At 52.4% G+C, this 410-nt stretch carries 1 pseudogene; it reads right to left on the bottom strand.

Annotated features, from left to right (window positions below):
- Positions 1 to 410, bottom strand: a pseudogene (gene glvA, locus SB658_RS22080) (maltose-6'-phosphate glucosidase); the annotation flags it as partial.

Genomic DNA, 410 nt, shown 5'->3' with positions numbered 1-410 from the left:
CGTGAAGATAATCCGAGGATGTTCGCCATGCGATCCTCAATTCCGACCGGCATGTCGCAGATGTTCAATATTTTTGAATTCGGTCTGAGGCGCCGTGTAGCTTCGGCCACAATCGCCGCCGGATTGGAGTAATTCAGCATCCATGCGTCAGGCGAGTACGTTTCCATATAATCAAGAATCTCAAGAACACCGCCGATAGAGCGCATGCCGTATGCGATTCCGCCCGGCCCGCATGTTTCCTGGCCGACCACGCCGTACTTCAGCGGGATTTGTTCATCGAGCGCGCGCATCGCGTATTTTCCGACGCGGATATGCGCCATGACGAAGTCAACATCCGTAAAAGCCGTCTCTGGGTCATCAGTCGCCAAAAATTCAATGTCCGGCGCTTTTTCTTTTATGAATACCTCACA

This window comes from Bacillus sp. SIMBA_008 (assembly GCF_046535495.1).
In the GTDB taxonomy this organism is placed as follows: Bacteria; Bacillota; Bacilli; order Bacillales; family Bacillaceae; genus Bacillus; species Bacillus subtilis.
This window is presented reverse-complemented; position numbering and strand designations above follow the sequence as displayed.